The 13776-nt window shown below is 65.7% G+C and carries 9 protein-coding genes; 3 read left to right on the top strand and 6 right to left on the bottom strand.

Annotation, left to right across the window (positions count from 1 at the left end):
- The first annotated feature begins 250 nt into the window (after positions 1 to 250).
- On the top strand, positions 251 to 2425 hold the full coding sequence (locus ACJMKZ_RS07210; protein ID WP_405232512.1) for a TonB-dependent receptor: 2175 nt from the start codon (positions 251 to 253) through the stop codon (positions 2423 to 2425).
- Entirely contained in the window at positions 2422 to 3984 is a 1563-nt protein-coding gene (locus tag ACJMKZ_RS07215; RefSeq protein WP_405232513.1) for a hypothetical protein, read from the top strand. The genes ACJMKZ_RS07210 and ACJMKZ_RS07215 overlap by 4 nt, the downstream gene beginning before the upstream one ends.
- A gap of 49 nt (positions 3985 to 4033) precedes the next feature.
- Here the strand turns inward: ACJMKZ_RS07215 and ACJMKZ_RS07220 are convergent, their stop codons facing one another.
- On the bottom strand, positions 4034 to 4249 hold the full coding sequence (locus ACJMKZ_RS07220; RefSeq protein ID WP_405232514.1) for a type II toxin-antitoxin system HicB family antitoxin: 216 nt from the start codon (positions 4247 to 4249) through the stop codon (positions 4034 to 4036).
- Positions 4250 to 4384: 135 nt separating this feature from the next.
- Here ACJMKZ_RS07220 and ACJMKZ_RS07225 point away from each other — a divergent pair, with 135 nt between their 5' ends.
- A complete protein-coding gene (locus ACJMKZ_RS07225; protein WP_405232515.1) occupies positions 4385 to 5227 on the top strand; it encodes a penicillin-binding transpeptidase domain-containing protein in 843 nt (280 codons plus the stop codon).
- Here the strand turns inward: ACJMKZ_RS07225 and ACJMKZ_RS07230 are convergent.
- The 5 genes from ACJMKZ_RS07230 to ACJMKZ_RS07250 all read right to left on the bottom strand — a co-directional run bounded on the left by ACJMKZ_RS07230 (position 5214) and on the right by ACJMKZ_RS07250 (position 13660).
- Positions 5214 to 7367, bottom strand: coding sequence for a TonB-dependent receptor (locus ACJMKZ_RS07230; protein WP_405232516.1), 2154 nt, complete (start codon positions 7365 to 7367; stop codon positions 5214 to 5216). The two genes, ACJMKZ_RS07225 and ACJMKZ_RS07230, sit on opposite strands and share 14 nt — an antisense overlap.
- 34 nt (positions 7368 to 7401) lie before the next feature.
- Entirely contained in the window at positions 7402 to 8169 is a 768-nt protein-coding gene (locus ACJMKZ_RS07235) for an aspartate/glutamate racemase family protein (RefSeq protein ID WP_405232517.1), read from the bottom strand.
- 14 nt (positions 8170 to 8183) lie between these two features.
- On the bottom strand, positions 8184 to 9275 hold the full coding sequence (locus ACJMKZ_RS07240) for a DUF917 domain-containing protein (protein ID WP_405232518.1): 1092 nt from the start codon (positions 9273 to 9275) through the stop codon (positions 8184 to 8186).
- Positions 9276 to 9280: 5 nt separating this feature from the next.
- Positions 9281 to 10849, bottom strand: a complete 1569-nt coding sequence (locus ACJMKZ_RS07245; protein WP_405233153.1) for a hydantoinase/oxoprolinase N-terminal domain-containing protein — start codon at positions 10847 to 10849, stop codon at positions 9281 to 9283.
- A 126-nt stretch (positions 10850 to 10975) separates the two neighbouring features.
- Positions 10976 to 13660 (bottom strand): LuxR C-terminal-related transcriptional regulator, encoded by a 2685-nt coding sequence (locus tag ACJMKZ_RS07250; protein WP_405232519.1) that lies wholly within the window; start codon positions 13658 to 13660, stop codon positions 10976 to 10978.
- Positions 13661 to 13776: the final 116 nt, after the last annotated feature.

The raw sequence follows: 13776 nt of genomic DNA on the forward strand, positions 1-13776 counted from the left end.
GGCTTCATCCGCGAGCACCCTATCGCAAAGGGGGTCTCTCAGCACCGATCGGAGCTGAATCCGCCTGTCCGGCTGCCGGCGCCTGCAAGCCGGCGGCAGATGAAACAATACCGTAACTTCTGTAAGATTCTGTTTTTCTGCGATAAATTCCGAAGCAACAGCTCCAGGGGGGAATACCATGGGTTTGCGTAGTGGTTACGCGGCAGTAATCAGTGCAGGCGTTATTTGTGCGGCCGCAGGATCGCCTTTCATGCCGTCCGCATCGGCTTACGCTCAGGGCGTCATCGAAGAGATCGTCGTCACCGCCCAGAAGCGCGAGCAGAGCCGCGAAGACATCGGCATGGCCATTTCGGTACTCGGCGAGGACGCGCTGAGCGAGCAGCGCATCGTCGGGCTCGACAGCCTCAGCCGCAACATCCCGTCCCTGGACATCTACCGCGGCAACGGCAGCAATAACCCGACGATCACACTCCGGGGCATCGGCACCACGAACCCCTGGGTGAACAACAATCCGTCCGTCGCCGTGCATGCCGACGGCGTCTATCTGCCGATGAGTGCGTATCTCACGTTCCCGCTGTTCGACCTGCAACGCGTCGAGGTGCTGAAAGGGCCGCAGATCGGCCTGTACGGCCGCAACAGCACGGCCGGCGCCATCAACTTTGTGAGCCGACGGCCGGCGCCGGAGACCTCCGGCTATGTCGACGTATCCTACGGCAACTACGACGCCATTAACCTGGAGGCGGCAATCGGCGGCGCCCTCACCGACACCGTGGAAGGCCGTTTCGCCGCGTTGTACCAGGACGGCGGCGGCTACATGGACCGGCCGGGGACGGTCGATTCCACCGCAGGCTTCACCCGGGTGCCAGGCGTGGTACCCCCGGTCCCCGAAGTCGGCGCGGAGGACGATTACGGCGACAAGGACGTCCTGGCGTTTCGCGGGTCGCTCGCGTTCGATTTCTCGGAGAACTTCGACGCCCTCGTCAGCATCCACTACGCGCAGGATGACTCCGAAATCGTCGGCTCGACCAACATCAATGGCGATATCCTCGGCGTCTTCCAGCCACCCGCCGACGAACCCTACAAGGACTACGACAACGTCGAGCCCTTCAACGACAGCGAACAGCTTGGCGGCGTCGTAGAGCTGAACTGGCGGCTCGGCGATTACCTCCTGACCTCTATCACGGGCATCGAGACCCTCGAGCGCGAATACAACATCGGCGACTTCGTGCCGATTCGTGTGGCCGAGGCGAGCTTCGACGAGGAGTTGCAGAGCCTCTATCAAGAAGTGCGCCTCGACTATCAGGCGGATCCCAATCTCCGCTGGCTCGTGGGCGTCTCCTACACGGACGACGACATCGACTACAACAGGGTACTGACCGCCTACGATCTCTTGCTGGGCGCGCTCGGTACCCGCTTCGATCAGGACGATGAGTCTTACGCCTTCTTCGGTCAGGTCGAGTGGCAGCTTGATCCCGCCTGGCAAATCACGGGTAGCCTGCGCTACACGGACGAGGAGAAACGCTACGATGGCGGTTCGTTCGACATCGATCCGTTCGGTGTCTCCGCCGTCGGCAGTGCCTTCCCGAATGTGGTGCCCGACGGGCTGTTCGACCAGCGGGTCTATGATGAAGACGACCTATCCGGCCGGACCAGCCTCCAGTGGGAGCCTACCGACGGGGCGATGTACTACGTCAGCGTGGCGCGCGCGTTCAAGAGCGGCGGCTTCGACGGCTCGGGCATCACGGAACCGGCCTCGTTCACGCCGTATGGTGCGGAGACGGTCTGGGCTTACGAGGCCGGCACCAAGCTGAAACTGCTCGAGGACCGGCTCTTCGTCAGCGCTTCCGTGTTCCGAAACGACTACACGGACAAGCAGGTCCTGTCTCTCCAGGATCTCGGCACCGGCATCGTCGAAGCCATCATCCAGAACGCCGCGGAGTCCGAGATCACCGGTCTCGACGTCGAGGCGGACTGGCTGGTCGGGCCGGCGCTCACGCTGAGTCTGCGCGGCACCTGGCTCGACTCCGAAATCACCGGCTGGGACAGCGCCGACCCGGCTGAGGTCCAGGCGCGCGTCGGGAATGAACTGCCCGGCACGCCCGAATTCTCGGCCACCGCGAGCGCAACCTGGGAAGCTCCGATCACGGGTCAGCGGACCCTCACTGTCCGCGGTTGGGCCACCTACACGGAAGAAGCCTTCCGCGACATCGAGAACAGCGAGACGTCGTTATCCGAAGACCACGGCACGGTGAATCTGCGCATCGGCCTGAACGACAGCGCGGGCTGGTCCGTGTACGCCTTCGGCGAGAATCTCCTCGACGAGGAATACGTCACGTCGCGGCGCGTTCTCGTGGGTATGGTCGGTGAGTACTACGGGCCGCCGCGGACCTACGGCATCGGCTTCCGCTACAACATGACGCAGTGAGACGCGACTGGCGGACAAGGGCGGCCTCGTTGCTGCTCGCCGGCCTCGTAGCGGCCGGCGCCGCCCGGGCCGGTGACAACGCCGCACTCGCCAACGCCGGGGACTCGGTCAACGAAGACTGGCTGCCGGGCATCGAAACGATCGTCTACTGGCACTGGCAGAAGCACCGCCTCGGCCCGGCGCTGACGGGGAATGCGAGCTGGCGTCACTTCCTCGAGTTCGTGGAAGGAGAACTGACCGAGGCCGGGGTCGTCGATATCGAACGGAACCGCTGGCAGTTCCGCCGCTGGCACCCGGCGACCTACGAGCCGTCGGCCGACGCCCTGACGGTATCAGGGCGGGCGGTCCCGGTCGCCGCCTTCGGCGCGAACTCCGGTGCGACATCACCGGAGGGCCTCACCGCAGCACTCACACTCTTCGAAGACGGCAGGGACCTCGCCGGCCGCATCGTCGTCATGCCGCTGACACTCGATCCGGCGGTCGCGCAGGGGCTGGCGACGACCGACTACGAGTATCAGGCGCCGATCGGCACCTACCCCTGGTCCGACGACGTCGGCAGAGTCGGCCCCGGCACGACGGCTGCGAAACCACCCGATGACTCGATCGATTCCGTCAGCTGGCGAATCTTCCCGCAGCTCATGCAACTGCCCGGCGCCGTTAGAAAAGCCAGAGAAGGGAATGCGGCAGGACTCATCCTGATTGCTGACGCCGGTGAGGAACTCGCCGCGGGACTCTACACTTTTCCTGTGCCGGCCCTGTACGACATCCCGACACTGATCGTCGCGCGGGACCCCGGCCGCGAGGTGATCGCCGCGGCCGAACGCGGTGCCGAAGCGACGATCCGGCTCCGAGCCGAGGTCGTTGAGAGCGACGCTTATCAACTGATCGGCTACCTGCCCGGGCGCGACTACGGCACGCCGGACGACGAGGTCATCCGACTCGTCACTCACACCGATGGTCCGTCGATCTCCCAGGACAACGGGGCGCTCGGCCTGCTCGGCGTCGTGCAGTACTTCGCCGAACTGCCACGGGAACACCGGCCGCGGACACTCATGGTGTATCTCGACTGCCGGCACTACATGCCGGGACAGGAACACGACTTCGCTGCCGTGGACTACCTGGCACGGCAGCCGGAAGCCGCGGCGAATCTCGTCGCGGTGGTCGGCATGGAGCACCTGGGACAGATCGAATATGTCGAGCAGGGCGATGAACTTATGGCGAGCGGCCGCATCGACCCGAGCATGGTGTGGACCACCGACAGCGAGGCCCTCATGGCGCTCGCGAAAGCCGCCATCATCGACAACGAACTGCCGTCGGCCACGCTTCGAAATATCTTCCGCCCCGGCATCCACGGCGGGAGCCAGGGTCGCTGGTACGGCATGGCGAACCCGGAACGCGCCGGCGGCCTGCCGGCCGTCGCCATCATGGGCACGATGGGCGGCTACTGGGGGACCTCATCCGGTCTCGCGCGTCTCGACCCCGAGCTGTTCCGTCGTCAGGTAGCCACGTTCGTGCAGATCACCGGCGGGCTCATGACGCTGGAAGAGCTCGACAGATAACCCGTTCGGGCAGAACAAGGTAGGAGCGGCTTCAGCCGCGATCGAGAGATCAGGCCGCCTGAACGTCGACCAGTTCACCCTGCGAAGCCGGCTCCGGGATCGGCTCGCCGTCAGCCTTCAGCTCTTCGATATGGAATCGGATCGCATCACGGATGAGTGCTACCACTTCATCGCGTGAATCGGCTGCCGCTATGCAGCCTGGCAGGTCGGGGATGTATGCGCCGTAGCCGGTCTCGCCCTTTTCAACGATCACGAGATATTGCATAGGGATCATTTTAGCCCAGCCTGTTTCATGATGCTTTTCGAGGTGCTACGGACGAAACGGGATCCCGCGTAAAGAAATACACCTGAAGACATGATTCGGGTGAGAATCGAGCAACAACCTCCAGCCGATAAGCCCATGCCAATACCCAACCCACCCACCTTCTTCACCCTCGCCCTCGCCCTCCTCGCCACCCCGGCCGCCGCCGACTGGCCCACCTACGCCGACCGCGACGACGTCTGCCTCGTCGTCCACGAACTCGAGAGCGGCCGCGAGTACGTAAGTAACCCGGAGCGCTGCGACGAGCCGCGCCGGCCCTATTCCACCTTCAAGATCGCCAATGCGCTGCTCGGCCTCGAGACCGGCCTGCTCGCGGATGCGGATTCGGTCATGCGCTACAACGCGGCACGCTATCCGGCCGAGGACTGGTGGCCCGCCGGCTGGGACCGGGATCAGCCGCTGCGCCGGGCCATCAACATGAGCGCCGTCCCCCTCTTCCGCCAGCTCGCGGCGGACATCGGCCCGGTTCGCATGCAGGCTTTCCTCCAGGAGATCGACTACGGCAATGCCGACATCGGCGGCGAGGCCGATGCCTTCTGGCTGACCGGGGATCTGCGGATCAGTGCGGTGGAGCAGGTGGAGTTCCTGACGCGGCTTGCGACCGGGCGGCTGGAGGTGTCGGCCGAGTCGATCGCGGCGATCAGGGATGCATTGGCGCGGGAGGTGGCGCCGGGGGTTGTGCTCTATACGAAGACCGGGAGTGGGCGGATTGAGGGGGATGACGCGAGTGGATTCCTCGGGTGGCAGGTGGGCTGGGTGGAACGTGACGAGACGATCACCGTCTTCGCCTTCTGGACTGAGGCGGAGACCTATCAGCTAATGAGAAGCAAACGCCAGGAGTTTCTGGAGACGTTCATCGGCCGGGCCCGGCTGACTCACCGGGCCCCTGCCGATCCGGCAGCGCAGGCTACTGCCAATTGAACGTCGCCCCGATCCCGTACGTCCGCGGCATACCGTAGTTCGAGCCGAATCCGACGCTGGAGAACAGCACCTGCGTGCGATAGGTCTCGTCGAAGAGATTCTCCGCCCACAGGAACGCGTTCCAGCTTCGGTCGGCGTTCGAGATGCCGATACGGGCATCCGCCAGCCAGTAGCTGTCCTCGATGGCCTCGGCCGGCGCACGGATGATGTCGAAGGTCACCTCGTCCTGGTAGACCGCAGCCAGCATGACGTCAGCGACGAGATCCGGCGTCAGGTTCCACTCATAGCGCACGAGCGCGTTGAAGCTCAGCTCGGGTGAATTGGGCAGTTCGCTCCCTTCCGCCACGCCGGCCACCTGCGAACGCGTGATTTCGGTATCGAGGAGCCCCAGCCCCAGCCTCACGTCCAGCCCTTGCGCCGGGCGCCACCACAGCTCGGCCTCGGCGCCCGTTACCTCCGCGTCACCCACGTTGGTGATACCGAACAGTGTGCCGACGGGCGAGTCGAAGAGACCGCCGTAGAACTGGAGATCCTCGTAGTCATAGAAGAAAACCGCCGTGTTCAGCTGCATCGTGTCGTTCAGCAGGCGAGACTTCGTGCCTATCTCGTAGGCATACATCGTCTCCTCCTCGAACGCGGTGAGATCGGCCGGGTTGAATGTCAGCTGTCCCTGGAAGCCGCCGGACTTGAAGCCCTTGCTGATGCTGGCGTAGACCAGCGTGTTCTCGAACCCGGAGTAGTCGACCGCAATCTTCCCCGACACGTCGTCCACGTCGTAGTCGTTGGAGACCGGGGGAAAGACCTGGATCTCCGCTCCGCCGGCGATGAGGTAGGTGAAAGCGTCGCTGAACTCCTTATCTTCAGTCGTGTAACGCAGACCGCCGGTGAGTTTCCATTCCGGCGTCCACTGCCACTCCGAGTGGACGAACAGGGCCTGGGAGTCCGTCTCCTGGCGGTACTCGTTACCGATGGCATCGACCCCCGCCAGACCCAGGAGCGGCAGCAGGTCCGATGCGTCAAACCGGTCGCGCGTCTCCACGTCGTCGTTGCCGTAGAACGCGCCCCCGATCAGCACCCAGTCGCCGCTGGCGTACGTGGCGCGCAGTTCCTGCGAGAACTGCTCGACTTCATTCAGGAAGACACCATCCAGCTGGATGAGACTCGACGCGTCGCGATCCTCGATGTGCAGCCGCTGCAGTTTCTCGAAGCCGGTCACGGAGGTGAGCGTCAGCGCGTCGGACAGCGCCCAGTCGATGGTCAGCGCGCCGCCCAGGGCATCGAGATCCATCTCCGACTCGTTGGACGCGGCCGACGTGAAAGGATCCGTAATATCGTCATCCGCGGGGGTGAAGGGGTTGTCGACCTTGGTCAGCCAGACGTCCGACTGATCCTCGCCGCCGTGCGCATTGAACAGTACCGTAATCTCGTCGTTCGGCTGCCACTGGAGCAGCCCGCGCCAGGAAGTGCGGTCGATCTCGCCGACGTCCTCGCCGGTCAGCCGGTTGGTCTGGTGGCCCTCTCCCCGCTGGTAGGTCTGTGCGGCGAAGCGCCCGTTCAGCCCGGGTACGATCTGGCCGCCGATGGCGCCCTCCGCGCCGACAAAGTCGTAATTGCCGACGTCGAGCGTCGCCGTCGCGTTGAAGTCCTCCGTCGGCTTCCGGCTGATAAAGTTCACCGCGCCGGCCGTAGTATTGCGTCCGTACAGGGTCCCCTGCGGCCCTTTCAGCACCTCGATACGCTCGAGGTCGAACAACTGGAACGTCAGCATGGCGGGTGACACCAGGTACACCTCGTCCACATAGATGCCGGCCGCCGGGTTGTTGTTGACCGCATAGTCATTGAGACCGACACCGCGTATCACCACATTCGGGATGCTGTTGGCGAGGGTCTCGTTGATCTTCACGTTGGGTGTCTGCGCCGCCACGTCTTCGGGTTTGAAGAAGCGCAGCTCACGGATCTCGTCGGAGCTGAACACGCTGACGGCGAGGCCGACATCGTTGAAGCTCTGCTCGCGCTTCTGCGCGGTCACGATGATCTCTTCCAGCGCCGGCGTGGCATCACCCGTCTGCGTGTGCCCCTGGCTGGGCAGCAGCAAGGCACAGGTCAGAGTGCCGATGGCGGTCCAATGGATTGTCTTCATGTTGCTAACTCCAGGGGATAGTGAGATCAATGTGTCAGCCTTTGTCCGTCATGAATCCCGGCATGTCGTAGCCGTCGATTTGCTTCACGGAAGGCGGCGGATAGGCGAGCTTGCTGTGGCTGAGTCCGGTCTTCACCAACGCGTCGGCCATATGCACCGCGAGCGGGATGGGGTCGATGACCGGGACGTCGTGACCGGCCTCCTGCAAGGCCGCACTCATGGCGTCAGCACAGCCGAGGAAGCCGGTGCAGCCGAGGATCATGTAATCCGCATGGTCCGCCTCGATGGCGGCGATCGCCTTCCCGGTGAGCGCCTTGTTCAGCGCCTCCATGCTGTGGCTGATGTCGAGGACCGGGATGTCGACGGCCTGGAAGGAGGCGTAGTTGTGTGTCAGGCCATAGGTCGCGACCAGATTGTCGATCAGAGGCCTCAGCCGCTCGAGCACGGTGATGAACGCGAAGCGGTGGCCCAGTGTGCTGGCCACATGCATCGCGGTCTGGCAGGGCCCGAGGACCGGGATGGACACCACCTCGCGGCAGGCATGCAGCCCGGGGTCGCCCATGCAGTCGATGATGATGGCATTGGCGCCTTCGCGCTCGGCGTCGATGGCCTTGCGGATCGTCCCGGGCAGACTGAGCGCCTCGTCGAATTCGCTCTCGATGGACGAGGGACCCTGATCGATCAGGCTGTGGCGGATCTCGAGATCGTCGCGCAGGAACGGCTCCACCTCGTCCAGCGTGCGGATACCGCGCGTCACGATCGGCGTGATCAGCTGAATGATGGTCTTTCTCGGTGTAGTCATGCTCGTCCTCCCGGTCAGTCCGGAATCTCTTCCAGCGGCACGAAGTCCTCTTCGATGCCGAAGCAGCGCGGGCCGAATACGGCCAGTGACTCCGGCCGCCGCATGATCGGTGCAGCGCTGGTGGCGATGACTTTCACGCGCTGGCCGTATTTCAGGTTCTCGACGGTGATGGGTGTCGCCGTCTCCCGGTCCACCAGGCTGATCAGGTCCGGGACGATGGCACGTGTCCTGCCGTCCTCGCGGGCGACGAGGTGCTCGTTCTGGAAGGTCACCTCCATCTTCCGGCCCGAGCCGTCCAGTGCGGCCAGGTGGCAATGACCCACGGAGAATCCGGCCTTCGTCTCGCGCTGGATGTCCGCCACCTTGCCGTCGAACAGCACCTTGCAGTGATTGTAATAGGGGGTGGTGCGCAGGTACTCCACCAGTGTCTCTACCGGGTCGCCCTCCCGGCGGCCTCGCTCGATGGCCCGGCCGATCTCCATGGCGAGGGTCAGCGTGCCGCGCACGGCGCTGCGTTTGAGATCGGCGCCGCTCATCGGGTAGCTGGATATGATCACGCTGCAGCCGAGGTGGACCGAGGTGATGCGGACCAGGTCCTCGGCCGACTTCGCGTCCGCGGTATCGACGATCACCGATGTCAGGTGATCGTCCGTCACCGACAGCGGCGTGCAGGGCACCCCGAAAATGTTGAAGGTGACCATCTGGATCTCGGGGAAGGCGCGCCCCATGCCGTCGGCGTCGATCAGCGGCAATCCCAGGCGGGCCGCCGCCATCACGGGTATCAGGGAATTCAGCCCGCCGATCTCGATGCCGACCAGCGCGTCAGGCTTGCGGCCGTAGCGCTGCGAAAGACGCTCTATCGCGAGGTCCACGTCATCCCCGCAGGCCGCCTTCTCGCCGAGCACCGCGGGCACGCCGAGCATCGCGATCGTGAAGACCACGGCATCGTCGTCGATCGTCTCCGCATCGACGATCTTCGGCGCCCCGTGCTCCTTTATCGCATTCAGCGCGAGCAGCCGGCCGATGTACGGATCGCCGCCGCCACCCGTGCCGAGGAAGGCGGCGCCGGTCGAGATGTGGTGCAGGTCCTCGGTCGTGATCTCCATAACGCTCAGCCCTCATCAGCCGTCAGGGAAGCGGCGAGTTCGCCCGCCACCTTGAGGCGAATCCGCACGGCCCCGCCGGGCATGTAGGCCAGCGGGATCTCCTCCTGTTCGATCACCTGCAGCGTGTCCGCATCCGCGCCGGCCGCGACCGCACGCTCGATGGCCTCCTCGCGTGCCGTCTCCAGCGCCTGCTCGCGCCCCACGGCCTCGTAGGCGAAGATGCGGTCCGTCTCGCCGCTCACCTGGGCGATCGAGGCGCCGATGGCATTGGCGACGCCGGCATGTTCCGGGACGATCATCTCCGAGGTGCCCGGGATCTGCTCGGCCACCAGCACCGCACCGCCGCCCACCAGGATCAGCGGGATCGGGTCGCCGCTGGTCTTCATGCGGTCCACGCCTTCGGCGATCATCTGATGGATACGGCGGCGCGCGGCCTTCACCAGGCCGGCGTCGAGATCGGCCACCCGGGAGGCATCGCCGATGTCCGCATCGCCGGCCGCCACGGCGATGTCGGTGGCGCAGAGCGTATCGCCGCCGAACACCTTCGCCTCCTCGCGCAGTCGGTAACCCACCGAGCGCGGCCCGATCCGGATACCGCCGTCCGCATCGCCGGCGACGAGCGAACCGCCGCCGAGGCCCACGGCCAGGATATCGGGCATGCGGAAATTGGTCCGCACGCCGCCGATGTCCACGGTGATGGAGGACTCGCGCGGAAAACCATTGGTCAGCATCCCGAAGTCCGTCGTGGTGCCGCCGATGTCGGCGACCAGGGCATCCTTCAGGCCCGACAGGTAGGCCGCACCGCGCATGCTGTTCGTGGGGCCGGAGGCGAACGTGAGCACCGGATACTTCTCCACGAAGTCCGCGCTCATGAGCGTGCCGTCGTTCTGGCTGACGAAGAATGGCGCCTCGATGCGCAGCTGCTCGAGTGCGGAACGGAAGGAGGCGAGCACCCTGGCGGAGAGGTCGGCGAGACTCGCGTTCATGATCGCCGCGTTCTCGCGCTCCAGGATGCCCATGCGGCCGATGCGCGAGGACACGGTCACCTGGGCCTCCGGGAACTCGCTCAGGACGATCTCCTCGGCGCGCTGCTCCATGTCCGCGTTCACCGGCGAGAAGAGGCCGGTCACCGCCACCGTCTTCAGGCCCTTCCGGCGGATGTCTCTGGCCGCCTCCGCCACCGCCTGCTCGTCCAGGGGATCGGCGATGCGTCCGTCGAACTGGTAGCCGCCGCGGATCAGGTAATGGGCGGAGCCGACCACCGCGGCGATGTCCTCCGGCCAGTCGGTCAGCGGCGGCAGGCCGCGGGTCGAGGGCATGGCAATCCGGATCACGCCGACGGGCAGCAGGTCGTTCCGCTGGACGAAGGCGTTGGTGAAATGGGTCGTGCCGATCATGACGCCGGAGATGCGCCCGGCATCGATGTCCGCGGCCCTCTGCACTTCGCGGATGGCCGCGATGATGCCGTCGCTCACGTTGGCCGAGGTGGGAGCCTTATGGGTCGACAGCACGGTCCTGCCGTCCATGACGACAGCATCGGTATTGGTGCCGCCCACATCCACGCCGATACGGATCACTGATGCGTACTCCCCGCCTTACCCCGCTGACTGAGGAACCTTGCATCGGGCCTCCCGGTCGCAGAACACCTGCCCCGGGTAGGGTGGGGTATCCGATCGGGTAGGTCAGGCCTCCGGGCGGGCTCAGAGGAGGCGGCGCCGGATGGTGGCGGAAACGGCATCTTTCCGGGAGTTCACGCCCAGTTTGCCGAAGATGTTCTTCATATGGAACTTGACCGTGTTGATGGAGAGGTCCATCGCATCGGCGATCTCCCGGTTCGAGCGGCCCTGAATCAGGAAGCGCAGCACCTCCTGTTCGCGGGGACTCAGGGCGGATTCCGCCTCGCCGGCGCGGCGGGCGGCGCTCCGCATCTCGGTGGCCAGCTCGGTGAGGAAAACGTCGCGGAGCCGGTTGCCGCGGCGCCGCTCCGAGGCGGCGGCCAGCTCGGCGATCACGTCCGCCAGCACGTCGCTCTCGTCGAGGAACGGCCGTTTCAGCCCCTCGAACAGGGCCGGCGCGAGCGCGGCCTCGAAGGCGGCATGGGCCTCCTCCTGGCGCCCCAGCTTCCACAGCGCCGCCGCCAGCAACAGCGACAGCGTGATCAGCGAACGGTGATGCCGCCGCCGCCGCGCCCGGTCGGCCTCGGGCGCGAGCAGACGCGCGGCGCGGTCGTACTGTCCGGCGGCCAGCAGAGCGCGTCCCGCCCGCCAGATGTGCAGGTGATGCATGACCGGATCGGTCGATCCGTTGTGGTCCTGCACGGCACCGACGTTGCCGCCGTCGCCCGGCGGCAACTCACCGTACCCCGCCTGCAGCAGGTCGATGGCCAGAGCGAGCCGCGTGATGCCGCGATTGACGGCGGTCGACTTCGCCCGGCGCACGATGTTCTGCTGGGCGGCGGCATCGCGTCTCGCCCGCGCGATCTTCAGCGCCGTCGAATACGCCGCCAGGTACACGTCGAACCAGGCATCGAACCGCTCGATGTGCGCGAGCGCCTCCTCCACCAGCTGGCCTGCGGCATAGAGATTGTTCTTCTCGTATTCCACTTCCGCCAGGAACGCCCGGCCGATGGCCGCAGAGTCATGCCCGGAGCCGAAGTTCTCCACCGCCAGCTCGTAGCCCTCCCGGTACAGCGCCTCGGCATCCCTGAGACGCGCCTGGGCCATGCAGGCACAGCCCTCGTGGAAATAGATGAACACCTCGCCCCACTGCGAGCCCATCCGGCGGAAGTGCATGATCGCCTGGTCGCCCGCGGCCATCGCCTCCTCCAGCCGTCCGGTCCGCCCGTACAGCGCACACAGCAGGTTGTAGCAGACCGCCTTCATCACGTGGTTATCGTTGGCCAGCGTCTCGCCGAGCCGCTCGAGCTTGCGCACCTCGCTCTCGCCGATGTCGCGGTCTCCATAGCGCGCGAGCAGACTCTCCATCAGCCGCCCCTCGCACTCGAGCTGCCGGTCGGTGGATGGCTGATCCAGATACCGGGCCGCGAACTCGCCGAACTCCCGTTCCGCCGCGGCAACCTCACCGATACGCGCAGTCAGGAACATCCTCGCGAGCCAGACCCTGGGATAGCGCTGCGTCACCTCCGCCGGGATCTTCGACATCGCATGCTCGACGATGCCCACGTGGCCGAGCAGCGCATAGTGCCAGCCGCCGAGCGACTCCAGCAGGCCCGCGATCCGCTCCGGATCGCCGCAGCCGAGTGCGTGCTGCACGGCCTCCTGGGTATGGCCGTGCTCGCCGAACCAGCCGGCCGCCATGCCGTGCAGCTCACGGAGCTTCGCCTCGGACTGACGGCGCAGCCGCTCCTGCAGGAACTCCGAGAAGAGGCGGTGGTAGCGATACCACGCGCGGTCGCGATCCAGCGCATGCACGAACTGGTCGCGACGCTCGAGGCGCTCCAGTATCTGCCAGGAATCGTGGCGCCCGCAGAGCAGATCGCCGAGTTCGCCGTTCACCCGCTCGAGGATCGAGGTGCGCAGCAGGAAGCGCTGCTCCTCGGCGCTGAGGTTGTTCAGCACCTGCTCCAGGAAATAGTCCACCAGATCGGAGCTGCGGCCGGAGACCTCCCGCAGCGTGTCCTCCATCGTCGCGCCTTCCGCCAGCCACAGCCGCACGGTCTGCAAGGCGACGGGCCAGCCCTCGGTGCGTTCGAAGAGCTCTTCGGCCCAGCCCTCCATGTCGCCCGGTTGCACCAGAGACCCGAGGAAGGTCTCGATCTCGGCAACCGAAAACCGGAGATCCGCCTGATCGACCTCGACCAGCGCTTCGCGCATACGCAGGTCGGCGAGCGAGAGCTTCTCCGGATACTCCCGCGAGCTGATCACCAGGTGGATGTCTTCCGGCAGATCGGCCAGCAGCATGTGGACCAGGTCCCGGATCTCCGGGGCATCGGCACGATGGAAATCGTCCAGGATGATGACATGGGGTCCGCGGCACCGGCCGAGCGCCGTCACCACGGCAGCCCGCACCGCGACCGACGGAGAGTTGGAGAAGCCCTGCCGCGAATCCGGAAACTCGAATCCGGCGGAAAACCCGGCGGCCCGGCAGGCCTCCGTCAGATAGGTGAGAAACTGGAAAGGATCCTGGTCGTACTCGTCCACCGAGTACCAGGCGACGGGTATCGACCGGGACAACAGCGACTCACGCCACTCCGCCAGCAGCGCACTCTTGCCGCAACCGGCCGGCGCATGCACGAGCCCGGCGCGAGCCGTGAGAATCTCGTCCAGCCGCGAGAGCAGACCTTCCCGCCCCACCGGCTGGCGCAGCCTGACCGATGGAGCCAGTTTGGATGCGATGACCCAGTCGGCGACGGGGGGTTCGTTCATAGGATGGGGGGGCACCGGACTCGTCTGTCGCGTGAGCATACCGGAGCGGACGACTGGCGGCACTCGCGTGCTGAGCACTGAGCTTCCGCCAGCTCGCAGCGGACATCGGTACGACG

This window comes from Lentisalinibacter salinarum (genome assembly GCF_040706555.1).
Lineage (GTDB): Bacteria > Pseudomonadota > Gammaproteobacteria > Steroidobacterales > Woeseiaceae > Lentisalinibacter > Lentisalinibacter salinarum.

Coding starts and splice junctions, on each gene's coding strand:
- ACJMKZ_RS07210 (WP_405232512.1), top strand. CDS start 251: ATGCCGTCCGCATCGGCTTACGCTCAGGGCGTCATCGAAGAGATCGTC.
- ACJMKZ_RS07220 (WP_405232514.1), bottom strand. CDS start 4,249: ATGCAATATCTCGTGATCGTTGAAAAGGGCGAGACCGGCTACGGCGCA.
- ACJMKZ_RS07225 (WP_405232515.1), top strand. CDS start 4,385: ATGCCAATACCCAACCCACCCACCTTCTTCACCCTCGCCCTCGCCCTC.
- ACJMKZ_RS07230 (WP_405232516.1), bottom strand. CDS start 7,367: ATGAAGACAATCCATTGGACCGCCATCGGCACTCTGACCTGTGCCTTG.
- ACJMKZ_RS07235 (WP_405232517.1), bottom strand. CDS start 8,169: ATGACTACACCGAGAAAGACCATCATTCAGCTGATCACGCCGATCGTG.
- ACJMKZ_RS07240 (WP_405232518.1), bottom strand. CDS start 9,275: ATGGAGATCACGACCGAGGACCTGCACCACATCTCGACCGGCGCCGCC.
- ACJMKZ_RS07250 (WP_405232519.1), bottom strand. CDS start 13,660: ATGAACGAACCCCCCGTCGCCGACTGGGTCATCGCATCCAAACTGGCT.